We start from the raw sequence: 14,595 nt of genomic DNA on the forward strand, positions 1-14,595 counted from the left end.
CGTCATGCGCACGGCACCGAGAGGGCGGCCAGGACGGGCAGGTGTCCGTGGCCGTCCTCAAGGCGGAACGCCCTGATGCCTTCCTCGCGCCCCTCGGCCCCGGAGGGCCCCCACCGGCTCCACGCGGCTGCGCCGAACCCCGTCCGGCGGTCGGGGCTCAGACCGCGGGCACCCGCAGGGCGGCCAGCACGGGCAGGTGGTCCGGCTGCTCTCAGGTCCGTTTCGGTGACGCCCGGGAGGCCGAGCGGGACGCCGCAGCCCAGGACCTCCACGCCCTTGGTCGCGAGAACGGCGTCGATACGGCGGTCCGGGCGGGCGGGAAGGTGTTCTCCCCGCCCCAGGGTGCCGTCGTCCGGCAGTCCTGGAGCGAGGCGGTCAGCCGGGTGAAGGCGCGTCCGCCGGGCCGCTCGTTGAGGTCGCCGCCCGCGACCGCGTGCTCCACGCCCAGTCCGGCGAGCGGTCGAGGAGCATCCCCGCCTGGCCGTACCGCTCGGCCTCGTCCAGGCTCAGATGGCAGCTCAGGACACCGAGGCGGGCGCCCGCGAACCGGACGACGGCGGTGGCGAAGCCCCGTCGGTGCTGTCCGGGGGTGAGAGGCAGGAGCACGTCCTCGGTGCGCTCGACGGTCGCCCGCAGCGAGCAGAGGACGGCGGGGCCCGCGGCCGTACCGCCGCCGGTGAGGAGGACCTGCCCGGAGGCGGCCGCGAGCCGGGCGAGCTTCTTGCGCCAGCGGAAGAACCGGGGGGCTTCCTGGACGAGCACCAGGTCGGGGGCGCATGCGGTGATCACCCGGGCGAGCGCGTCGGTGTCGTCGCGCATCGACCGGATGTTGTAGCTGAGGACGCGGATCACGGCGGAGCCGTCGGATTCCGTACGGGGCTCCGGGAGCGGCGGGGACGTCACCATACCGTCACGATACGGGCTGATCGTCCGGCGGGTGCGAGGTCCCGGGCGGCCGGACGCGGCGGTTCCCCGCGCCCCTGGAGGGGTGCGGGGAACGCCCCTGCGTCACAGAACGACCGTCACATGATCGGGTCGGGCTCGCGGGCCAGGTCGGCCGCGCCCACCAGGCCCGCCTTGTTGCCCAGCTGGGCGGCGATCACGTCGGCCACCGGCCGCCAGTTGCCGCCGACCAGCCACCGCTTGTACGACTTGCGGATCGGGTCGAGGACCAGCTCGCCCTCGTCGGAGAGGCCGCCGCCGACGATGAAGGCGGACGGGTCGAAGAGGGAGGCCAGGTCGGCGAGGCCGGCGCCGGCCCAGCGGGCCAGCTCACGGTAGGAGTCGACGGCGACCGGGTCGCCCTGGCGGGCGGCCATGGAGATGTGCTTGCCCTCGATGCCGTCGGGGCTGCCGTCGCCCAGACCGAGCAGGATCTCGGCGTTCTCCGGGGTGGCGTTGGCGCGCTGCTTGGCGTACCGCACGAGCGCGCGGCCGGAGGCGTACTGCTCCCAGCAGCCCTGGGAGCCGCAGCCGCACAGCAGTCCGTCCGGGACCATGCGGATGTGGCCGAACTCGGCGGCCACGCCGAAGTGCCCGCGGCGCAGCTTGTTGCCGATGATGATGCCGCCGCCGAGCCCGGTGCCGAGCGTGATACAGATGACGTTGCGGTGGCCCTTGCCGCCACCGAACTTGTACTCGCCCCAGGCAGCCGCGTTCGCGTCGTTCTCCACGACGACCGGCAGCCCGACGCGGGCCTCGACCTTCTCCTTGAGCGGCTCGTTGCGCCAGTCGATGTTGGGCGCGAAGTAGACCGTGGAGCGCTGGCGGTTGACGTAACCGGCGGCACCGATGCCCACGCCGACGATCTCGTGCCCGGCGCGCGCTCCCTCCACCGCGGAGGCGATGGCGTCCACGATGCCCTCGGGCGTACCCGGGGTCGGCACCTTGAAGGTCGAGAGGATGTTGCCTTCCTCGTCGACCACGCCGGCCGCGATCTTCGTGCCGCCGATGTCGACGCCGATGGTGAGTCCCATGAATCCCTCAGTTTCGGTCGAGCCCCGCTACGGCCAACCGTACCCGAGGGCGCGGCGCCCCTACCGCGCGAGCGTCGGCCGCGGGTGCCGGGCAGGGACCGTCAGTCCAGGTCGATCCGCTGGCCGGGGCCGGTTCCCCCGTCGTCGTCACGGGGGTCGGCCGGGTCCTTGCGCGGATCGGCGGTGCGGGCCGTCCAGCGCTGCTCCTGCTGCTGGACGGCGGAGCGGTAGGCGGCGAGCAGCTCGCCGCCCGCGGCGGCCAGGTGGTCGAAGACGTCCGGGTTGCGCTCGATGACCGGTTCGACGGCGGCCCTGGCCTGCTGGACGACCTGGCGCACCACCTGCTGGGCGGCGGGTCCGGCGACCGCGCCGAGCAACGGGGACTGGAGGCCGGAGAGCTTGTCGGCGACCGTGTCCATCAGCTTGCGCAGTTCCTCGGCGGCCGATCCCTGGGGCGCGCCGTGCTCCGCGCGCCGACGGGCCTTCTCCTCCGCCAGGTCCTCGGCGCAGGCGGTGGACCAGGCGTCGGCGTCGGCGTCGGTGGCGCGAGGTACCTCGTCGACGGGCTGGTGCTCACCGGTGTCCGACGGGGGAAGCTCTTCGCTCATGACGGGCTCCTGACTACGTTTCGTCCCTCCGACGTTACCCGAACGGCGGAACGTCCTTCAGCGGGTGCGCGGCCACAGCTCGGGATCCGGCGCGAACCGCACGCGCAGCTCGCCGTCGCGCAGGGCGGCCCCTGCCACGGAGCAGCGGCGCAGGACGGAGGGCAGCGGGACGATCCGGCGGAACGGCCCGGCGGTGACGACGAGTTCGTCGCCGCGGCGGACCAGGTCCAGCTCGTCCCGTACGGCGCCGGGCAGCGGGAGGCGCCACGCCAGGACGCCGTCCGCCGCGATCCGGTCCTCGACGGGCCACTCGACCGGGGAGGCCGCCGGGTTGACGCCCGGCACGGCGAGCGCGGTGAGGTCGTCGGCGCCGCGGGGGTCACGGCCGAGGTGCGCGACGGTCCGCGCGTCGGCCCACTCCCCGAGGGTCTTCTGCTGCTGGGTGTGGAGCCCGGCCACCCAGTCGCCGCCGCTCTCCTCGGGCAGGACGCGGTTCGCGAGGAGCGACTCGACGGACAGGCCGCGCAGGGCCAGACCGAGGCGGGCGTCACGGACGGCGTCGGCACCGGCCGGCCCCGGCTCGGCGACCAGCCGTACGGCGGTCCGGCGGTCGGCGAGGACGGCCTCGACGGCGGCCAGTTCCATGTCCCAGCGGGCGGTCGTCTCGTACAGCCACTCGGCGGGCATGGGGACACCGGCCAGGCGGCCGAGTACGGGGCGCAGGGCGCGGGCGGCCCGGCGTTCCGGGGGCAGCAGCCGGCGCAGGTAGCGCCGCAGTTCCTCCGGGAGCGCGAGCAGGGCGAGGGCCTGCGGGGCGGACGGCAGGTCGACGACGAGGAGGTCGTGGGTCTCGGCGAGGGCTGCGTCGCGCAGGGCGCGCAGCAGGGTCAGTTCCTCCGCGCCGGGCAGCGGGGTGACCTCCTCCGGGTCGAGCCGGGAGGCGCCGAGCAGGTCCAGGACGGTGGAGGCGCGGTCCTGGAAGGCGGTGAGGTCGTCCCGGAAGCCGGCGGTGGCGTCGGGGCGCCAGGCGGTGAGGTGCGGCCCCGCCTCGACCGGCACCGCACCCGTCGCCACGCCGAGCGCCGCGCCGAGGGTGTCGGTGCGGTCGGCACTGAGCACGAGGGTCTTCACGCCCTCGCGGGCCGCCCCCAGTGCGGTGGCCGCGGCGACGGTCGTACGGCCGCTGCCGCCGGGGCCGGTGATCAGGAGGGTGCGCATGAGGGTGAACGGTAACGGAAGTCGGGGTTGTGCCCGGTTGACCGGTGGGCGTCGGCTGCGGGTGAGCCGGGGGTCGGGGTTACTTCCCGGACTCGACCCGCTTCTTCAGGCCCGCCAGTGCCCGGTCGATGATGACCTTCTCCGCCTTGCGCTTGATCATGCCCAGCATGGGGATCTTGACGTCCACCGTCAGCTGGTAGGTGACCTCGGTCGCGCCCGCCCCGGCCGGCTTCAGGAGGTACGAGCCGTCCAGTGAGCGCAGCATCTGGGACTTGACCAGCGTCCAGGAGACCTCGTCGGCGCCGGCCCAGGTGTAGGCCAGTGTCTGGTCGTCCTTGATCGCACCCGCGTCCATGACCAGCCGCACCTGCTCGGCCCGCCCGGTCGCGTCGGTCGCGAGGACCTCCGCCTCCTTGACCTCGCCGGTCCAGTCCGGGTAGCGGGCGAAGTCGGCGATGACCGCCATGACGTCGGCCGGTGCCGCCTCGATCGTGATGCTCGAGCTGGTGTATTCCGCCATCGCGGTGGCTCCTCCAGATGCGGGCCGGTAGGGAGGGATCCCCCGTGCGCCAGTGTGCGCACGTGTGTGCAGCGTGAAGGCTACCGCGCGCCCGACCAGCCGCCTTCACCCCCGGTGTTCACCACTCCAGCGCCCAGGGCTTTCCGGTGCTCGCGAAGTGCCCGACGTTGACGCATTCGGTGGCGCCGATCCGCATCCGCCGCGCCAGTGGCTGGTGGACGTGGCCGAAGAGGGAGTAGCGGGGGCGGGTGCGGCGGATGGCGTCCAGCAGGGCCCGGCTGCCGCGTTCGAAGCGGCGAGCGACGGTGTCGTAGACGAGTTCCGGCACCTCGGGCGGGATGTGCGTGCACAGGACGTCGACCTCGCCGACGGCCTCGATCTTCGCGGCGTACTCCTCGTCGCTGATCTCGTACGGGGTGCGCATCGGGGTGCGCAGGCCGCCGCCCACGAAGCCGAAGACCCACCCGCCGATCTCGACCCGCTCCCCGTCCAGCACGGTGGTGCCCGGTCCGGCGAACTCCGGCCACAGGGTCGGCATATCGACATTGCCGTAGGTGGCGTACGTCGGTGCGGGGAACGCGGCGAACATCTCGGCGTACTGCTTGCGCACCGCCTGCTCGATCACCGTGGACCGGTCCTCACCGACGCCGCCCCACAGCCGGGCGCCCAGCTCGCGGGCCTCGGCGAAGCGGCGGGCCGTGCGCAGTTCGACGATGTGGTGCGCGTTCTCCACGCCGAACAGGTCGGGGAAGATGCCGCGGGAGTGGTCGGCGTAGTCGAGGAAGAGGACGAGGTCACCCAGGCAGATCAGCGCGTCCGCGCCTTCGCCGGCCAGGGCCAGATCGCGCGCGTTGCCGTGCACGTCGCTGACCACGTGAACACGTGTTCTGGAGTTTCCGGAGGGTGTGGAGGCCATGACGATCAAGGGTAGGCGTGTGCGGCATACGTGAACAGTGGCGGTGAAGGTAGCGGTTACTGGCCAGTCAGTTAAGGGGTCGACTACCGTACGGACTGCAACACCCATCTGTGTGACGCAGCGAACATCTCGCCGGGAACCCCTGTCGAAGAAGCCATACCGGCGGGTAACGTCCGGGCAGTCCAGTCGTGCTCAGCATTTCAACAACCGGATGCGCGAGCACTTGCCCGAGCCTTGGACCGCACCGTCGCATCACACAACGTCGTGGCGCCGGCGCCCTATGAGGAGCAGCAGTCTTGCGCGAGTTCAGCCTTCCGGCTTTGTACGAGGTCCCCGCGGACGGCAATCTGACCGACATCGTCCGGAGAAACGCCGCGCAGCATCCCGACGTCGCCGTCATCGCCCGCAAGGTCGACGGTGTCTGGCAGGACGTGACGGCCACGGCCTTCCTGGCCGAGGTGCACGCGGCCGCCAAGGGCCTCATCGCCTCCGGCGTCCAGCCGGGCGACCGGGTCGGCCTGATGTCACGCACCCGCTACGAGTGGACCCTGCTCGACTTCGCGATCTGGTGCGCGGGCGCGGTGACCGTGCCGGTGTACGAGACCAGCTCGGCCGAGCAGGTGCAGTGGATCCTCTCCGACTCGGGTGCGACCGCCTGCGTCGTCGAGCTGGACAACCACACCGCCGCGGTCGAGTCGGTGCGCGACACCCTGCCGGCGCTGAAGCACGTGTGGCAGATCGAGGGCGGCGGCGTCGAGGAACTGCGGCGGCTCGGCACGGACGTCTCCGACGCGGCCGTGGAGGAACGCAGCTCGCTCGCCAAGGCCGACGACCCGGCCACCATCGTCTACACCTCCGGTACGACCGGCCGGCCCAAGGGCTGCGTGCTCACCCACCGCAGCTTCTTCGCCGAGTGCGGCAACGTGGTGGAGCGGCTGCGCCCGCTGTTCCGCACGGGCGAGTGCAGCGTGCTGCTGTTCCTCCCCCTCGCGCACGTCTTCGGGCGCCTGGTGCAGATCGCCCCGATGATGGCGCCGATCAAGCTGGGCATGGTCCCCGACATCAAGAACCTCACCGACGAACTGGCGTCCTTCCGGCCGACGCTGATCCTCGGCGTGCCGCGCGTGTTCGAGAAGGTCTACAACGCGGCGCGGGCCAAGGCGCAGGCGGACGGCAAGGGCGCGATCTTCGACAAGGCGGCGGACGCGGCGATCGCGTACAGCAAGGCGCTGGACTCCCCGTCGGGCCCGTCGATCGGCGTGCGGATCAAGCACAAGGTCTTCGACAAGCTCGTCTACAGCAAGCTGCGCGCGGTGCTCGGCGGCAAGGGCGAGTTCGCCATCTCCGGCGGCGCCCCGCTGGGCGAGCGCCTCGGCCACTTCTTCCGCGGCATCGGCTTCACCGTCCTGGAGGGCTACGGCCTGACGGAGTCCTGTGCGGCGACCGCGTTCAACCCGTGGGACCGGCAGAAGATCGGCACGGTCGGCCAGCCGCTGCCGGGCTCGGTCGTGCGCATAGCGGACGACGGTGAGGTGCTGCTGCACGGCGAGCACCTGTTCAAGGAGTACTGGAACAACCCAGGCGCGACCGCGGAGGCACTGGCCGACGGCTGGTTCCACACCGGCGACATCGGCACCCTCGACGAGGACGGCTACCTCCGGATCACCGGCCGCAAGAAGGAGATCATCGTCACCGCGGGCGGCAAGAACGTCGCCCCGGCCGTGATCGAGGACCGTATCCGGGCGCACGCGCTGGTCGCGGAGTGCATGGTGGTGGGCGACGGGCGGCCCTTCGTGGGCGCGCTGGTCACCATCGACGAGGAGTTCCTGGGCCGTTGGGCCGCCGACCACGGCAAGCCGGCCGGCTCGACCGCGGCGTCGCTGCGCGAGGACGCCGACCTGCTGTCCGAGATCCAGTCGGCGATCGACGACGGCAACGCCGCGGTCTCGAAGGCGGAATCGGTGCGGAAGTTCCGCATTCTCTCCTCCCAGTTCACGGAGGACTCGGGCCACCTCACCCCGTCGCTGAAGCTCAAGCGCAACGTCGTGGCGAGGGACTACACGGCCGAGATCGAAGCGATCTACGCGAAGTAGCCGTCCCTTCAGTTGTCCTGACGGAGCGTCATGGCGCGGTGTCCTCGGCGAGGACCCGCGCCATCGTGCGTTCGGCGAGCGCGGTGATGGTGACGAACGGGTTCACCCCGATCGAGCCGGGCACGAGCGAGCCGTCGGTCACGTACAGCCGCGAATACCCCTTCACCCGGCCGTAGTCGTCGGTCGCCCTGCCCAGCACGCAGCCGCCCAGCGGGTGGTAGGTGAAGTCGTCGGCGAAGACCTTGCCGGCGCCGCCGAACAGGTCGTAGCGGTAGATCGTCGCGTTCGCGGCGTTGATCCGGTCGAACAGCTTCTTCGCCATGCCCACGGACACGGCGCTCTGCGCGGCGCTCCAGCCGAGCTTCACCGTCCCCGACGCCGCGTCGTACGTGAACGTCGCCCGCTGCGGGTTCTTGGTGATCGCCAGATACAGGCTGACCCAGTGCTCCAGGCCCATCGGCAGCGGGGCGATCTCCGCGAAGACGGGGTTGGCGGTGTTCGCCCAGTCGTCGATGCCCATGACCGGCATGGTCGACTGGTTCGCCCCGACGGTGTCCCACAGGTGGTTCGCCCGCCCGAGCATCACGTTCCCGTTGGTTCCCCAGCCGGCCCCCACGCTGGCGTTCAGCGCGGGCAGGGTGCCCGTCTCCCGGGCGCGGACGAGCAGTTCGCTGGTGCCGAGGCTGCCGCCGCCGAGGAACAGGTACGTGCAGCCGTACTGCTTGGTCTCGACCACGTTCCCGGTGGTGTCGATGCGGTCCGCGGTCAGGACGTACGTTCCGTCGGCGGCCCGGCTGATCGCGCGGACCTTCTCCAGGGTGTGGATGGTGACGTTGCCGGTGCCCAGCGCGGAGGCGAGGTACGTCCTGTCGAGGCTGCGCTTGCCCTGGTTGTTGCCGTAGATGACCTCGCCGGCGAGCGCCGACTTCGGCGCGGTGCCGGCCGCCTCGCGCTGCATGTACCCGAAGTCGTAGACGTTGGGCACGAAGGTGGTTCTGAGGCCGGCGTTCTGCGCGTGCTTGCGGGAGACGCGGGTGAACCGGTACCAGTCCGTCGCCTCGAACCAGGCCGGGTCCACGGTGTTGACGCCGAGCATCGCACGGGCGCGCGGGAAGTACGTGCCGTACATCTCGGCGGCGTCGACGGTCGGGAACTGCTCGGCGAAGTAGGACCGGAGCGGGGTGACCGCCATCCCGCCGTTGACGAGGGAGCCGCCGCCGACCCCGCGGCCGACGAAGACCGACATGTCGGCGAAGTGCACGCGGTCCAGGACGCCGGGGTAGCGGCTGATGTCCCGGTTGACGACGTCCAGCCAGAGGAAGCTGGCCAGCGGGGCCTCGGTGCGGGTGCGGAACCACATGGAGCGCTGGTCGGGGGCGTTGGTGGAGCAGAACACCTTGCCGTCGGAGCCGGGGGTGTTCCAGAGGCGGCCCATCTCCAGCACGAGGGTGCGGATGCCGGCCTGGCCGAGGCGGAGGGCGGCCACGGCGGCGCCGTAGCCGGAGCCGACGACGATCGCCGGGGCGTTGTCGACCGCGTCCGGCTCGGCGGCGGGCTCCGCGTTCGGCTCCGCGGCCTGGGCGGAGTCGAGGGTGATGCGGGTGAAGCCCGCGGTGGCCGCCGCCTGCAGGGCCGCCATACCCAGGATTTGACGTCTCGTCAGGTGACGATGTATCAGGTTTGGTGTCATGTGGGCAGCATGGGCGGATTATTCGGTTCCGCCTAGTGGCTGCGGCGGCATTGGGGCGTCGCCAGGGGTGCCGCGTGCGCATAGCGGGCGGGCGCGCGACGGCGGGTGGCCGGGCGCGCGCCCGCGGCGGAAGCCCCAGACGTGGCCGCCGACGGCGGGTGGCTGGTCGCCCTCTCGGCGGAAGCCGCAGACATAGCCGCCGCCAGCAACGGGTGACCGGCCGCGTCCCCCCGGCGGAAGCCGCAGCGTAGCCGCTGCCTGCGGCGGATGGCCGGCCACCGTCGTCCGAGGTGCCGGGAACGCCGAGTGGGCAGGCGCGCGACGCGGGTGGCCCGCCACGCGCACGCGGCGGAAGCCGCACACGTGGCCGCCCCGCCCCCCTCGCGGGGCCGCCCCGCAGCGCGTCTCCCCTAGGGCTGGAGCAGGTCCTTCAAGTTCTCCGCCAGCAGGTCCCAGCGCCACCGTTCCTCCACCCACCGGCGACCCCGTTCGCCCATGCGTCGGCGCAGTGCGGGGTCGGCGAGGAGGGCGGTGACGCGGTCGGCCGTGTCGTGCGGGGAGGTGCCTCGCACCACCCAGCCGGTCTCGCCGTCGAGTACCGCGTCGGGGGCGCCGCCGGAGTCGCCGGCGACGACGGGGAGGCCGGTCGCGGAGGCCTCCAGGTAGACGATGCCGAGCCCCTCGACGTCGAGTCCGCCCCGGCGGGTGCGGCACGGCATCGCGAAGACGTCTCCGGCGCCGTAGTGGGCGGGCAGCTCCGACCAGGGGACGGAGCCGGTGAAGCGTACGGAGGACGCGACCCCGGTCTCGCGGGCCAGCCGGCGCAGAGCCTTCTCGTAGGGACCGCCGCCGACGACGAGCAGCACGGCCTCGGGCTCGGCGGCGAGGATCCGGGGCATGGCCCGGATCAGCGTGTCCTGGCCCTTGCGCGGGACGAGCCGCGAGACGCACACCACCACCGGCCGGTCGGTGAGCCCGAGGCGGGCGCGGACCTCGTCGCCGCCGGAGCCGGGGTGGAAGGTCTTCTCATCGACGCCCGGCGGCAGTTGCACCATGCGTGCGGCGGCCTCGGGGCTCAGCGCGGTCGCGATCCGCGAGCGCGTGTACTCGCCGAGGTAGGTGATCGTGTCGGTGGCCTCGCCGATCCGCCCCAGCAGCTGCCGGGCGGCGGGCAGTTGGGCCCAGCCGGCCTCGTGGCCGTGCGTGGTGGCCACCAGCCGGCGGGCACCGGCCCTCCTGAGCGCGGGCGCCATCAGCCCGAGCGGCGCGGCGGCCCCGAACCACACGGACGTACACCCGTGCTCACGCAGGAGCCCGACGGCCCGCCGGGTCGCGCCGGGTGTCGGCAGCAGCATCGTCGTGGAGTCCCGTACGACGGTGAAGGGCTGCTCGGCGTCGAAGGCGGCCGTCGCCTCCGCACCCTCCCGGCCGCGCTTCCAGGTGGACGCGTAAACGACGACGCGCTCGGGGTCCAGGCGCAGCGCCATGTTGTGCAGGAACGCCTGGATGCCGCCGGGGCGGGGCGGGAAGTCGTTGGTCACGATCAGGGTCTTGTGCATCGCCGCCGACCCTATCCAAACCCTTCTCACAGCCGCGCCCGGCCGTGCCGCACGGCCCGCACACAGCCCGGCGAGGGATCATATGATCCGCATACCCTCACCAACGCGGACGAACAGGTGTGAACAGGGGCACAAGTGGAGTTCATGGACGACAGGCGCTCCCCGGCCGGCCTGACGGGCCTGCTGGGCACCTGGGGCGTGACCCGGCTCGCCCTGCTGCTGTGCGTGTTCAAGGTGTACGTCTTCCCGGGTCCGGACGTCACGACGGACGTGTCGGTGATCTACCGGGGCTGGTACGACGTGCTGAGCACCGGCACCTTCCCGGTGGACGACGTCACCTGGCAGTACCCGCCCGCCGCCGCCCTCGCGATCCTCTCCCCCGGCCTGCTGCCCTTCCTGGACTACGCGTCGGCCTTCTTCGTCCTGGCCCTCCTCGCCGACCTCGCGGTCCTCGTCCTGCTGCTGCACGCGGGGCGCTCCCCGCGCGGCGCCCCGGTGTGGGTGGCGGGCGTCCCCCTGCTGGGCCCGACGGTGTACGCCCGCTACGACCTGATGGTCACCGCGGTGGCGGTGGCCGCACTGCTCGCGGGTGTCCGGCACCCCCGGGTGATGGGCGCGCTGGTGGGTCTGGGCGCGCTGCTGAAGGTGTGGCCGGTACTGCTGCTGGCCGGTGCCGTGCGGCGGCGGGCCTGGGGCGCGGCGGCCGTCACCGTCGGCGGGCTGTCGGCCCTGTTCGCGGTGGCCTCGCCCGGCGCCTTCGCCTTCCTGTCCTCCCAGCGGGACCGCGGCACCGAGGTGGAGTCGCTGGGCGCCCTGGTCTTCCACGTGGCCCGGCACTTCGGCTGGAGCGGCGAGGTGCTGCTCCACTACGGCTCGGTGGAGTTCCTCGGCCCCCACGTGGGCGTGGTGAGCGACGCGGCGCTCGGTCTGACGGTGACCGCGTTCGGCTGGCTGCTCCTGTGGCGGCTGCGGGCCGGACGGCTCGCCCCGCACACGCTCGCGGACGCCGCCTTCACCGCCGTCCTGCTCTTCACCGTCACCAGCCGGGTGATCAGCCCGCAGTACCTGGTGTGGCTGGTCGGTCTGGCCGCCGTCTGCCGCTGCTCCCGGGAGAGCCGGATGGGGCCGCCGACCGCGCTGGTGCTGGCCGCGTCACTGGTGACGGTGCTGGAGTTCCCGGTCTGGTTCGGCCACGTCGTCGCGAGCGATCCCCTCGGGCTCACCCTGCTGTTCCTGCGCAACGGCCTGCTGGCGGCGGCCGCGGTCACCGCGGCCGTACGGCTGTGGCGCTCGACGGCGCCACGCGCCGACGCCCCGCCCGCCGGACCCGCTCGGGCCGCCGCCCGCGCCAAGGGCACGCCGGTCTCCTCCTGACGCCGCACCCGCCGTACCCGCCGCAGCAGCCGCAGCAGCAGCCGCACCCGCCGCAGCAACCACGCCCGCCGGCGCGCACCGCACAGCCACCGAGAGCACCGGCGCAGGAGACACCCCGGCAGCCCCTCCCCCGGACAGGGCGTACGCGAGCGACCGCCGCACGACCACGCCGAGCACGGTCACCCACAACGGCACGGACGCTCCCCCACCGCCCTCCAAGACCCGGCAGAGCGCGGTGAAGGCGGCCGTCGGCAGGCCGCCACGAGCCCGACGGCCTCGCGGACGAGCACACCCTGCCTCCGATCGCCACCCTGCCTCCGATCGCCCCCGCTCTCCCGGTCGTCCCGGTCGCTGCTCAGCCCAGTTCCTCCCGGAGGTACCGGTGCCATTCGGCGGTGAAGTCCTCCAGGGTCGTCCCCAGAACGCTCCCCAGTGCCTCCTCGACCGTCCCAGGCCGCTTCCCGTGCTCCCCCACGGCCCGGTAGAAGGCGTCGAGCTTCTCCTCGCCCCAGCGGTCGGCGATCATCCGGCAGGCCGTCCAGCCGCCCTCGTACGCCCGCGCCAGCCGTGCCGCGTCCCCGGCGAACCCGAAGTCCCCGTCGGACGGCAGCTCCCCCGGCAGCCGGGCCTCGCGGACGGCCTTCTGCAGCTCGGGCGCTGCCTCGTCCGGGGTGCGGCCGGTGCCGCGGTAGCCGACCCAGTCGGCGTACCCCTCCGACAGCCACAGCGGGGTGGCCGCGTTGGTGTCGGACCTGGTGGCGACGTGCGTCGTCTCGTGGGTGAGGACCACCTGCCGGCCGACCGGGCCGAGCATCGCGTAGGCCTCCGGGTTGACGATGACCCGGTCCGCGGGCGCGTCGGGCCCGCCGCCCGTCTCCCCCGTGGTGACCGCGGCGATCCCCCGGTAGGACGAGGCGGGCGAGCCGAGCAGCGCCGCCATGCCGTCCAGAGACTTCGGTACGAGGACGACGACCTGCCGGGCCCAGTCGGTGCCCCACGCCTGTGAGACCGCGGGGACGGCCCGGTCGGCCAGCCCGGCGAAGGTCCGCAGGAGCGCGCCGGACTGGCCGACGCCGAGGACCAGACTGTGCGTGCCGCGGACGACGCTGACCGTGCCCTGGTCCCAGAGCTGCTGGCCGGCCTTCCCCGCGGGCCTCTCGGAGGCCACGGCCCACCGCCCGGCCTCGTCCCGGGTCAGCCGCAGGGTGCGCGTCACGGTCACCGGGGCCCTGTCGTGGCCCTCGATGCGGTAGCTCAGCTCCGCGTCGGCAGCGGCCTCGTCCCCGCCGGGCCGTACGGCGGTGACCCGGTAGGACCAGGCGGCCAGCGGCACGGCCCGCAGCCGGGTGTACGCGGCGGGGTCCCCGGTGGCGGCGTGGGCGGCGGGGTCATGGGCCAGGACGGCGGCGGCCCGCCGGTCCAGCACCCGCTGCACCTCGGCCCTGGCGGTGTCCGTGGCGGGCCGCCCGCCGCAGCCCACCAGCAGAACGAGCAGCAGCACCGCGAGCCCCACGGCTCCGGAATCGCGCGCCCGCCCTCGACCAGCCATTCCCCCGATCGTACGGCGAGCCGCCCCGGACGGAACCCGGCCGGTGCGGGCCGCACCTCCCGGTCAGGGTCTCGTCACCGACGACACCGGCATCATCCCGACCGGGTCGTAGCGCACCGGCGCGCCCGGGTAGGGGGCGTGGATGACCTGGCCGTTGCCCGCGTACATGCCCACGTGGCTGGCGTCGGAGCGGTAGGTGACGATGTCGCCGGGCCGCGCCTGGGAGAGCGGGACCCGCCGCCCGGCGTGCGCCTGGGCCTGCGAGGTCCGCGGCAGGCCGACCCCGGCCCGCGCGTACGACCACTGCACCAGGCCCGAACAGTCGAAACCGGTGGGTCCGTTGGCGCCCCACACGTACGGCCTGCCGAGCGCCGAGCGGGCGGCGGCCAGGGCCGCCGCCGCACGGCCCGAGGCGGCGCCGGCGCCCTCGGGACCGGGCAGGTCGGAACGGCCGGACCGGGAGGCCCGGTCGTAGGCGGCGCGCTCGGCGGACGGCAGGGAGTTCAGCAGCTGCCGGGCCTTGGCGAGCTTCTGCTCGACGGTCCGCTTGTGCTTCTCGACGGCCTCCCGGCTCTTCTCCAGGTCGCCGAGCCTGCGGGTGGCCTCGGCGCGCTCCTGGGCCAGTTCGCGCAGGGCGTCCTGGAGGTCCTTCAGCTCACCGGCCTGATGGGTGGTGATGCGGTCGAGGACGGAGGCCTTGTCGAGGTAGTCGGCCGGGTCGTCGGAGAACAGCAGCGCCAGGGACGGGTCGAGGCCGCCGGAGCGGTACTGGGCGCCGGCCAGCGAGCCGAGCTGTTCTCGCAGGCCGTTGATGCGCTCCTGCTTGCGGGCGATCCGGTCCTGCGCGTCGCCGACCTGCCGGCGCAGGACACCGGCCCGCTCCCCGGCCTCGTTGAAGGCCTCGGTGGCCTTCTCGGCGGCCTCGTAGAGCCGGTCCACCTCGGTCCGGGTGTCCTCGTGCGGGGCGGCCGTGGCCGGTACGGCGGTGGCGACGGCGCCGAGGGCGGCTGCCGCGGCGGTCAGGACGCACAGGGCGCCCCGGTCGAACCCGGACGGTGCAAGGCGGCGATGGGACCCCACGGGAAGCCGCGC

The 14,595-nt window shown here is 73.3% G+C and carries 11 protein-coding genes and 1 pseudogene; 2 read left to right on the forward strand and 10 right to left on the reverse strand.

What is annotated here, in order from left to right; all coding sequences use genetic code 11:
* Positions 1-157: 157 nt before the first annotated feature.
* The 6 genes and pseudogenes from BM536_RS22980 to BM536_RS23005 all read right to left on the reverse strand — a co-directional run bounded on the left by BM536_RS22980 (position 158) and on the right by BM536_RS23005 (position 5,196).
* A pseudogene (locus tag BM536_RS22980) lies at positions 158-906 on the reverse strand (endonuclease/exonuclease/phosphatase family protein).
* 116 nt (positions 907-1,022) lie between these two features.
* A complete protein-coding gene (locus BM536_RS22985) occupies positions 1,023-1,976 on the reverse strand; it encodes an ROK family glucokinase (protein ID WP_094103406.1) in 954 nt (317 codons plus the stop codon).
* Between the two features lie 101 nt (positions 1,977-2,077).
* Entirely contained in the window at positions 2,078-2,584 is a 507-nt protein-coding gene (locus tag BM536_RS22990) for a DUF5304 domain-containing protein (protein ID WP_073491873.1), read from the reverse strand.
* Between the two features lie 57 nt (positions 2,585-2,641).
* Complete coding sequence (locus BM536_RS22995; RefSeq protein WP_094103407.1) at positions 2,642-3,802, reverse strand: ArsA family ATPase; 1,161 nt, start codon at positions 3,800-3,802, stop codon at positions 2,642-2,644.
* 79 nt (positions 3,803-3,881) lie between these two features.
* Complete coding sequence (locus BM536_RS23000; RefSeq protein ID WP_073491874.1) at positions 3,882-4,322, reverse strand: SRPBCC family protein; 441 nt, start codon at positions 4,320-4,322, stop codon at positions 3,882-3,884.
* 118 nt (positions 4,323-4,440) lie between these two features.
* Positions 4,441-5,196 carry a metallophosphoesterase family protein gene (locus BM536_RS23005; RefSeq protein ID WP_073491875.1) on the reverse strand — a complete coding sequence of 252 codons (756 nt, stop codon included), beginning with the start codon at positions 5,194-5,196 and terminating at the stop codon, positions 4,441-4,443.
* Positions 5,197-5,534: 338 nt separating this feature from the next.
* Here BM536_RS23005 and BM536_RS23010 point away from each other — a divergent pair, with 338 nt between their 5' ends.
* Positions 5,535-7,331, forward strand: a complete 1,797-nt coding sequence (locus BM536_RS23010) for an AMP-dependent synthetase/ligase (protein WP_073491876.1) — start codon at positions 5,535-5,537, stop codon at positions 7,329-7,331.
* Positions 7,332-7,359: 28 nt separating this feature from the next.
* On the opposite strand, the gene BM536_RS23015 is transcribed toward BM536_RS23010, so the two are convergent.
* Positions 7,360-9,021, reverse strand: a complete 1,662-nt coding sequence (locus tag BM536_RS23015; protein ID WP_483883508.1) for a GMC oxidoreductase — start codon at positions 9,019-9,021, stop codon at positions 7,360-7,362.
* A 410-nt stretch (positions 9,022-9,431) separates the two neighbouring features.
* Positions 9,432-10,580, reverse strand: a complete 1,149-nt coding sequence (locus BM536_RS23020) for a glycosyltransferase family 4 protein (protein ID WP_094103408.1) — start codon at positions 10,578-10,580, stop codon at positions 9,432-9,434.
* Between the two features lie 144 nt (positions 10,581-10,724).
* Here BM536_RS23020 and BM536_RS23025 point away from each other — a divergent pair, with 144 nt between their 5' ends.
* Positions 10,725-11,954 carry a glycosyltransferase family 87 protein gene (locus BM536_RS23025; RefSeq protein WP_094103522.1) on the forward strand — a complete coding sequence of 410 codons (1,230 nt, stop codon included), beginning with the start codon at positions 10,725-10,727 and terminating at the stop codon, positions 11,952-11,954.
* Between the two features lie 355 nt (positions 11,955-12,309).
* On the opposite strand, the gene BM536_RS23030 is transcribed toward BM536_RS23025, so the two are convergent.
* The gene (locus BM536_RS23030; RefSeq protein ID WP_094103409.1) at positions 12,310-13,503 is read right to left on the reverse strand and encodes a hypothetical protein; all 1,194 of its coding nucleotides are present in this window, start codon (positions 13,501-13,503) and stop codon (positions 12,310-12,312) included.
* A 63-nt stretch (positions 13,504-13,566) separates the two neighbouring features.
* Positions 13,567-14,583, reverse strand: a complete 1,017-nt coding sequence (locus BM536_RS23035) for a C40 family peptidase (RefSeq protein WP_073491879.1) — start codon at positions 14,581-14,583, stop codon at positions 13,567-13,569.
* Between the last annotated feature and the right edge of the window lie 12 nt (positions 14,584-14,595).

The sequence above is a fragment of the Streptomyces phaeoluteigriseus genome (assembly GCF_001896135.2).
GTDB classification, from domain to species: Bacteria; Actinomycetota; Actinomycetes; order Streptomycetales; family Streptomycetaceae; genus Streptomyces; species Streptomyces phaeoluteigriseus.

What these genes read in the sequence shown, in the direction of transcription:
- BM536_RS23025 (WP_094103522.1), top strand. Translation starts at nt 10,725, where the DNA reads ATGGACGACAGGCGCTCCCCGGCCGGCCTGACGGGCCTGCTGGGCACC.
- BM536_RS23015 (WP_483883508.1), bottom strand. Translation starts at nt 9,021, where the DNA reads ATGACACCAAACCTGATACATCGTCACCTGACGAGACGTCAAATCCTG.
- BM536_RS23030 (WP_094103409.1), bottom strand. Translation starts at nt 13,503, where the DNA reads ATGGCTGGTCGAGGGCGGGCGCGCGATTCCGGAGCCGTGGGGCTCGCG.
- BM536_RS23000 (WP_073491874.1), bottom strand. Translation starts at nt 4,322, where the DNA reads ATGGCGGAATACACCAGCTCGAGCATCACGATCGAGGCGGCACCGGCC.
- BM536_RS22985 (WP_094103406.1), bottom strand. Translation starts at nt 1,976, where the DNA reads ATGGGACTCACCATCGGCGTCGACATCGGCGGCACGAAGATCGCGGCC.
- BM536_RS23020 (WP_094103408.1), bottom strand. Translation starts at nt 10,580, where the DNA reads ATGCACAAGACCCTGATCGTGACCAACGACTTCCCGCCCCGCCCCGGC.
- BM536_RS22995 (WP_094103407.1), bottom strand. Translation starts at nt 3,802, where the DNA reads ATGCGCACCCTCCTGATCACCGGCCCCGGCGGCAGCGGCCGTACGACC.
- BM536_RS22990 (WP_073491873.1), bottom strand. Translation starts at nt 2,584, where the DNA reads ATGAGCGAAGAGCTTCCCCCGTCGGACACCGGTGAGCACCAGCCCGTC.